The 7,602-nt window shown below is 45.2% G+C and carries 5 protein-coding genes; 2 read left to right on the plus strand and 3 right to left on the minus strand.

The features are described 5' to 3' along the window. Positions 1 to 10: 10 nt before the first annotated feature. Positions 11 to 3,280, minus strand: coding sequence for a SusC/RagA family TonB-linked outer membrane protein (locus AC5WJX_RS09550; protein ID WP_494484323.1), 3,270 nt, complete (start codon positions 3,278 to 3,280; stop codon positions 11 to 13). 151 nt (positions 3,281 to 3,431) lie between these two features. On the opposite strand from AC5WJX_RS09550, the gene AC5WJX_RS09555 reads away from it, so the two are divergent. Both AC5WJX_RS09555 and AC5WJX_RS09560 read left to right on the plus strand, forming a co-directional pair. Next, positions 3,432 to 4,676: a YdcF family protein gene (locus AC5WJX_RS09555; protein ID WP_494484324.1), complete on the plus strand. Its 1,245-nt coding sequence runs from the start codon at positions 3,432 to 3,434 to the stop codon at positions 4,674 to 4,676. A 113-nt stretch (positions 4,677 to 4,789) separates the two neighbouring features. Next, positions 4,790 to 5,134, plus strand: a complete 345-nt coding sequence (locus AC5WJX_RS09560; RefSeq protein ID WP_494484325.1) for a hypothetical protein — start codon at positions 4,790 to 4,792, stop codon at positions 5,132 to 5,134. A gap of 74 nt (positions 5,135 to 5,208) precedes the next feature. On the opposite strand, the gene AC5WJX_RS09565 is transcribed toward AC5WJX_RS09560, so the two are convergent. Next, positions 5,209 to 6,153, minus strand: a complete 945-nt coding sequence (locus tag AC5WJX_RS09565; RefSeq protein WP_494484326.1) for a tail fiber domain-containing protein — start codon at positions 6,151 to 6,153, stop codon at positions 5,209 to 5,211. A gap of 33 nt (positions 6,154 to 6,186) precedes the next feature. After that, on the minus strand, positions 6,187 to 7,599 hold the full coding sequence (locus AC5WJX_RS09570) for a hypothetical protein (protein WP_494484327.1): 1,413 nt from the start codon (positions 7,597 to 7,599) through the stop codon (positions 6,187 to 6,189). Positions 7,600 to 7,602 lie beyond the last annotated feature (3 nt).

Here is a 7,602-nt window from a genome sequence, read left to right on the forward strand (position 1 = left end):
TTTCTGATTCTTAAAAAGTAAGTTTAATACCCAGGTTATAGTTTCTGGCCAATGGATAATTTCCATAGTCTACACCAGGGGTCAGGTTTGAACCACCGTTGTAGTCTACCTCTGGATTGTATCCCTTATAGTTCGTAATGGTAAAAGCATTGTCTATACTTGCAAATACCCTGATGTTACTAACTTTCATCTTAGTGGTAAGTACCTTTGGCACATTATAGCCAAGCGTGATGTTTGTACAACGCAGGTAGGAACCATCCTGAATATAGAATGTGGATAAACGTGTGCTGTTACTCTGTGTCCCTGCTCTCGATGCCCGGTAAACCTCACCCGAACCTGGTTGTGCTGCTGAGCGGTACCGGTCTGCAGCTTCCGCATACTGGTTACCGGATCCTTCCATATTAAACAGGTAATAATCCTGTCCATCAAGCACCTGATTACCTTGCGAACCGTTGAACGATGCTCTAAGATCAAAAGATTTAAATGCCGCGTTCAAGCCAAATCCATAGGTAAAATCCGGATGTGGTGAACCAATTACCGTTTTGTCCGCATCATTCACGATGCCGTTACCATCCACGTCTTCAAAGTAAAGATCGCCCACCCTAAGCGGATTGGTTGAGGCGGAAGATGGTGCAACGGAACCGATATTCTCTTCGGTAACCAGCCCAAGTGCTTTAAATCCATAAAACATGCCCACCGGATAACCCTGCTGGGTAATATGCGTACGATAGGAACGTTCGGCACCATTGGTCAGGATGGTGCTCGCACCACCCATGTCCAGCACTTTGTTCCGGTTGATGGAAATATTTCCGCTCAGCCCTAAGCTAAAGTCAGCATTGTCAATGACGCGTCCGTCAAGCTGGAAGTCGAATCCGGCATTCCGGATCTTGCTGTCCTTTAAGTTTGTCAGGATCGAAGAAACCCCTGATACAGCTGAAATCGTTTGATTGAACAGCAGGTCATAAGAATGACTCAGGTAGTAATTTGCAATTACAGACAAACGGTTGTTAAATAAACCGATATCCGTTCCAAAGTTGAACTGCGAAGTTGATTCCCAACCCAGACGCTCATCCTTAATACCACCGCTCCAGATGGCAGTGGAAATTGCGTTTCCAAATACTACACCGCTTGGAGAATTCATAACCTGGATCGCATTGTAGTTACCAATGTTATTATTTCCGCTTAGCCCCCAGCTTGCACGCAATTTAACAGTTGATTTTTCCCCGATAAGATCGCGGTAAAAGCTTTCATCCGATACGTTCCATCCGGCAGCCAGGGAAGGGAAATTCCCCCACTTGTTCAAAGGCCCAAAGCGCGAAGAGCCATCCCGGCGCAAGGAACCTGTGAGGAAATATTTACCCGCGTAATTGTAACTCACCCGACCAAAATAAGACAATAATGTATTTGTTGACTTCGTAGCATCCTGCAGGGAGAAAAAGCTTGGATCGGCACCTTTGTCCGAAATCTCACCGATGTTATCGTTCTGAAATCCCCGTGCCTGAACTCTGATCAGGTCACTTTTCAACTGTTGAGCTGAGTAACCTGCCAGTACATTCAGGCTGTGCTCTCCAAAGGCTTTGTTATAATTTAAGGTGAATTCTGCAAGCTGATCCGTTTGATTCAATGTCTGTGCAATCGCATTTGCATCTGCAATCGCCTGTGCTGAATACGGCGCATTGTTTCCGCTGCTCAAGCTTGTGGGTTTGTAGTAGTCGTACTTCTCATTGTACGTCTGCATGCCTAAGTTGGTTTTAAAGTTCAGGCCTTCAAGAATCTTGTAAGTTCCATTGACGTTGTAGGTACTTCTATCGCCACGACGGTTTATCTTCATCTGTTCTACGGTTGCAAGGGGATTCTCGGGGTTTTGAACACCATATACGGCCGACATAGAAGCCATTCCAAACTGTATGGGATTACCGGCGGCATCACGGGCTGGAAGGTAAGGCAGATAAAGTAATGCCGACATCATCGGACTGAGGTTATATCGTCCTTCCTGCACTTCTTTATTGTTGTTTTGCGTATAGGAAAGGTTTGCACCAACAGACAATCGATCAGTTACTTTTCCATCAATGTTGCCTCTAAAGTTGATCACCTTTTGATTTGTATTGGTTACAATTCCATTGTTATCCTGATAACCGCCACTCAGGTAGTATTTCACATCCTTATTTCCATTGCTGAAAGAAAGTGTATGACGCTGAAATCCAGCATTTCGATATAGTTCATCTTGCCAGTCGGTGTTGTATTGTGCCGGACGAGCCTGCTGTGCGCCGAAATCGTAAATATCTTCCGGAATTACGACGCTGCTTCCATTTCCCACGTTGGCGATACGTGTGGCATTATTATCGGAGAACATGGCATCTGTCCAGGTCTTGCCACCATTAACCACAAGATCACGATAGGCATTATTCCTCCCATCGATCTGCAGCTGAATAAACTCATCAGCATTTAAAAGTTTAACCTTTTTAGCCAACTGGGACACGCCTCCCTGTACGTCATACTGGAATTTACCCTTACCTTCTACCCCACGTTTAGTAGTAATCATCACCACACCACCGGAAGCACGCGAACCATAAATCGCGGCGGAAGCCGCATCTTTAAGGATATCAATGGTCTCAATATCTTCAGGATTGATAGAAACATTGTTACCTGCAGGATATCCATCAATGACGTACAGCGGATCTGAACTTGCGTTAATAGATCCAATACCCCTTACACGTATTTTGGTTCCTGAATACGGTGCACCACTGGTCTGTGATACTTGTACCCCAGCTACTTTACCAACCAGTGCCTGCCCTACCGTAGGTGAAGTCAGGTTTAGCTCCGCAGCTTTTACGCTGCTGATCGCGCCAGTGACATCAGACTTTCTGATTTTCTGATATCCAATGACCACAACATCATCTAGGTCGTTGCTTTCAGAAGCAAGGGTAATGTTCAAAACCGTTTTATTTCCAACAGGAACCTCTTTGGTGGTAAAACCTACGTAGGAGAACATTAGGGTCGCATTATCCTGAACGGTAATCGAATAACGGCCGTTTGCATCCGTGACAACGCCCTTCTTTGTCTGCTTCTCATAGACGTTTACGCCTGGAAGCACTTGTCCCTGACTGTCGGTCACAATACCGCTAACGGTAATTACTGCCCGTACAGCATTAAAGTAGTTACCGGTGTCGCCTGTTGCATAAACAAGCAAAGGTGCATTTCCAATGGCAAGTATCCCCATTGGTAAAAGCAGCTTTTTGCAAATACGGTTAATATCTGCGGTTCGTAAAAGTGAAATCATCTTTGCATTGGATTTTATTATAACTGCGGCAAAACTAGCAGGCAAAGGTTAGGGGGATATTATTCAATGGTTAAGGCTCGGTAAGCTTACAGGGGGCTCATTGTTTAATTTTAATACAGGGATAACATTGAGCTGGCTACTTTGCATGCGTATGAAAAAAATGATGACACTGCTTTCAATGCTGCTGTTTTGCACGCAGTTGATGGCTCAGAAACCAGTTGCTAACTACCAGTTTGTTAAAGGAACCAATGTAGTACAATACAAAAACTACTATTTGCTAACGCTTTTTCAAGAGATTCCGGAGGTGCAGCGTATGCTCCGAAACGATAAAGAATTAAATGGGCTCTTAAGAACAAAGTTGGAGAAAGCCGCAGAGGCGATGAAGCAATGCGATCAGCGGATTTCATGCTACGCTGAAGCCATGACGATGAGTAATTTTGAAGTTACAACCGTGAGCCAACGACTTACTGAACTCTACAAACCAGATAATCCACTGGGTAAACTTGTTCAAGCGCATTTGATCCCCTCGGGGTGTTATGTATTATATGCAGATGCTGACCCCAGATCACTTCTTGTAAAAGCCTGGGAGCAGGACGCAGCAGCTTTGAATTTCGCTATTGGAGTTTATGTAGAAGGCAAAAAGCCCAACTATCCAAAGATTGACTCTGTAGGTTTTAACATTCACAGCAAGGGCTATACAGAGCTGGTGTCTGCAAACACCTACCTTACTTTAAACCAGGCACACAAGCTCTATTTTGAGCCCACGCTAACCTTTGCCCTGCAAGCAATGGAAATAGACGGGCGGAATAATGCCGCGGACTACGAGCCAATGGAATCTACAGTCAATAAAGCAGCATTTGATCAAGTGAAGAAAACCAATTGGAGTAAATATAAGTACAGCATTATCCTGGTACCAGGCGCAGGTCCGGATGATAAAGAAACGGAATTAAGTGCCGGCGGAATTTTACGTTGTCATCTTGCTGCACAGCAGTTTAAAAATGGAATGGCACCATTTATTGTTCTGTCTGGTGGGCGTGTTCATCCTTACAAGACCAAATTCAGCGAAGCTTATGAAATGAAGAAATTTATGATGAACACACTCATGATACCGGAGTCTGCTATCATCATGGAACCTCATGCAAGACATACCACTACAAACATGCGAAATGCCGCCCGGCTAATCTTTCGTTATGGTATGCCAATGGAAAAACCAGCCATAAGCTCCACCGTAAAATCCCAGAGTTTCTACATCAGTGACACCGTAGCTGAACGCTCCAGGAAAGAGTTGGGTTATTATCCTTACCGAAACGGAAAACGGTTAACTGAAACTGAAATAGAGTTCTATCCGCTGATCAGTTCTCTACAAATCGACTTTGATGAACCAATGGACCCATAATTAGCTTCGAGGCAAGTTCGATCAGGAATTGCGGCTGTACCGGATTAAAATATTCCTTGTTCAATAATGTAAATGCAGCCTTGGAATTACTAATAATATTAGCAATTTTGCAGATGAGAAGGAAATTTATGACAGGAAGCCGCAACAACAAGGACAGTGAAGCATACAAGATCAAGCGTGAGATTGCCATGAAAGCTTTCAATTTAGGCTGTGTGATCTTTTCGCATGATACCAAAAAAGTTTATACCCCAAGGGAATTTATGGAATCCGATGAGGTGGTCTCCGTGCAGAAGCTGGGTATGCAGGATTATAACAACTTCACCCTTCACTATGCAAAGTACGCGATCGCGAAAAAGCTGGAGGAACTTCGACACGCGCAGGAAGAATTTGATAAATTCATGCTGAAGATGCTGGATGCTTTTCAGCTGAATCCGCAACAAACAAAAAATAAAAAATAAGCCCTACTCTGGTTATGTATCCCTCAAGCAGTTTGAACACTGATCGGCCTGCCCGAAATCTAATCTATTAACTTTTACTCTTTGGTCTTTAGCAACAGGAGTTCTTTCAACTGCTGAAGTTCGCGCTTCAGCTGTTGAACTTCCGTCTTCAACTGGCTAATTTCTTCATCATGTTCCTGCCAGCCTTTTAACAGCGGTACAGTCATGGTCTGATAGTTCAGCGATAAGGTCTTGTTTGCATCGTTATCCACGCGAATTAAAGATGGAAAGTATTCTTGCACATTCTGGGCAATGAATCCAATCTGATGAAGGTTCATATCCTTACGATCATAGGACACGGCATGAAGTCTTCTGAGGCTCTCAGATACTGGCGGGATAGTCGCAATATTTTTCTTTAATCGTACATCCGAATTTGCAGTCACGTCACCTGTTGCGGTGATGTCACCAGAAACCATCACTTTGCCAGTCACCCGAAGTTCTGAATTCACATCCAGGATGGTAAACATACCTTCTGCAGGTGCCAACTTACCAATTAACGTTCCATCGATGGCTCCTTTTGTAATTTCCACGGCGTCTTTGTTTTGGATTGCCATTGTCCCGAGTCCAAGGTTAACCCTTGCTTCCTCTATTGTGGTAGCACCGGTTCCACCTTTATCGATGGTCACAACACCACCAGTGCTTCCGCCTGTCCCGGCGCCGAAAGCAATTTCAGCCCAGTTTGTATCTGCTACCCCGCCTTTTAGCTGGTACAGCTTTTCCTCGGAAATTACATAGACCAACATACCAACACTTCTTCTTGCCGGAGTAATACCATTCCGCGCAGCAATATCAGCAACGGAGCGAAAGCCTCCCTTACCATAAATTTCATTATGCGTCGGATATTTATCTGTCAGGTCATTCGGTTCTACAGCCCCGATCACCTTCACCTGCGCGGAGAGGCTGAAGCTGAAACCTGTTAATACGATTAACAATAGAGATGAAAGAATATTCTTCATTTGAATAGCTCTTATAATTGACATTTGTTTCTTTTTGAAATGAATTACTGTACCTGATTATTGAATACTGAAAGTCAGACCTGCAGCAGTGTTGTCCCGCTGCACGTAAATTACATAGGTTGTTGTGCCTCCACTTGCATTGGTAAATGATCGCGTTGTCCGCTCAAAAGCTCCAGTAGAATCGTTTACCCCAACAATAATCTTGTTTCCGCCCCAGGCAGCGGGATAGGCGATCACTAGCTTTTGCCTGCCGCTCGGGCTGGCTGACAAATTCGAAACGGCTGCAGAAGTTCCAAATGCACTGCCGGACAGCGCCAGGATCTGTGCGTCTGTTGGAGCAAACGTCTCGCCGTCCTCGCCGCCAGTAGCAAAACCCCAGTAGCGTTTTGATTGAAAATCAATGGTAGTGTTTGCGGTAGCTGTTTTATTATCTGCCGTCTTAACGGACATTGAAAACGTCGTTTTCTGATTGTTCGTTGCTGTTGCCGCCAGGGTTCCATTTACTGAGGCACCTGCGGCCGGTGTAGTTGTGAAAACATTGGTCCCATTTACCGTAATCCCGGTAATAGGCTCTGTTGCCGCAGCTCTTCCTGCAGTCCAGGCTAGGGTAATGCTCGTAGTTCCAGCAGATCCGAACTCTTGTACGCCCGATGGTGTTGCAGAAAGTGAGGCAGAAGGGCCAACAGAAGGATAAAATACGGCCTCGATCCATTTCGCCAGATCGTCAGTACCAGGATTAACATTTGTGTAATAAGCACCGGTTATGGGACGGTTACCATTGAAGGTCCCAACGGTACCGCCCGCCCCTGTACCCAAATCAGATTTATTGATCCAGGTTACCTGGCCTTCCACGTTGGTTGCCAGCACCTGATCGGCAGTACCCGGATTGATTTTTTCAACAGTAACGGCTTTTTCAGCAATTGATGGATTCGGAAAAGTACCGGTAAGGTCACCCGCAGCCGGGCCTGTAGGTGATGCTTGCAGCAGTAACACCGGCCAGGTGTCGTCCCCTTGTTTTGGACCATACAGCGTTTGTGTCGCGGTATGGACAAAGAAGTCGCCTGTTTTACCAGTGCTTGCATCAGGGACTGCGGCGCCATAGATCAGATTATTTCCCGCTGCTGTTCCCGACGAAAAAGCAACCCAGTTTGCATTTTCATTCAGTTCAGCAGGCACATCCTTGCAGATCAGCTGGAAGGTCTTAGCCTTCCCCGTACCATCGTCCATAACGGTACACAGCATACCTGGTTGACGCCGGTCAATACTGATGTTATTTCTTTCCGTAATTGTTGCTACCTGATGATGCCCACCTTTAGCGTCATTGGTATAAACGATCACTTTCCCTTCTTTAGGAATCAAGGGATTCCCAACAAACTGGGCTTTAGCATCCGTCGGATTAAAGCACCAGGTACTTAAAGCGAGCACCATAAACCTGATTAAATGGCTGCTCCATTTTTGTTTGATTATCATATG

The sequence above is a fragment of the Pedobacter sp. NEAU-ZC8 genome, from assembly GCF_059278965.1.

Bases quoted from the DNA above. Each gene is read 5' to 3' on its own strand.
- AC5WJX_RS09555 (WP_494484324.1), top strand. From the start codon at position 3,432: ATGAAAAAAATGATGACACTGCTTTCAATGCTGCTGTTTTGCACGCAG.
- AC5WJX_RS09570 (WP_494484327.1), bottom strand. From the start codon at position 7,599: ATGATAATCAAACAAAAATGGAGCAGCCATTTAATCAGGTTTATGGTG.
- AC5WJX_RS09550 (WP_494484323.1), bottom strand. From the start codon at position 3,280: ATGATTTCACTTTTACGAACCGCAGATATTAACCGTATTTGCAAAAAG.
- AC5WJX_RS09560 (WP_494484325.1), top strand. From the start codon at position 4,790: ATGAGAAGGAAATTTATGACAGGAAGCCGCAACAACAAGGACAGTGAA.
- AC5WJX_RS09565 (WP_494484326.1), bottom strand. From the start codon at position 6,153: ATGTCAATTATAAGAGCTATTCAAATGAAGAATATTCTTTCATCTCTA.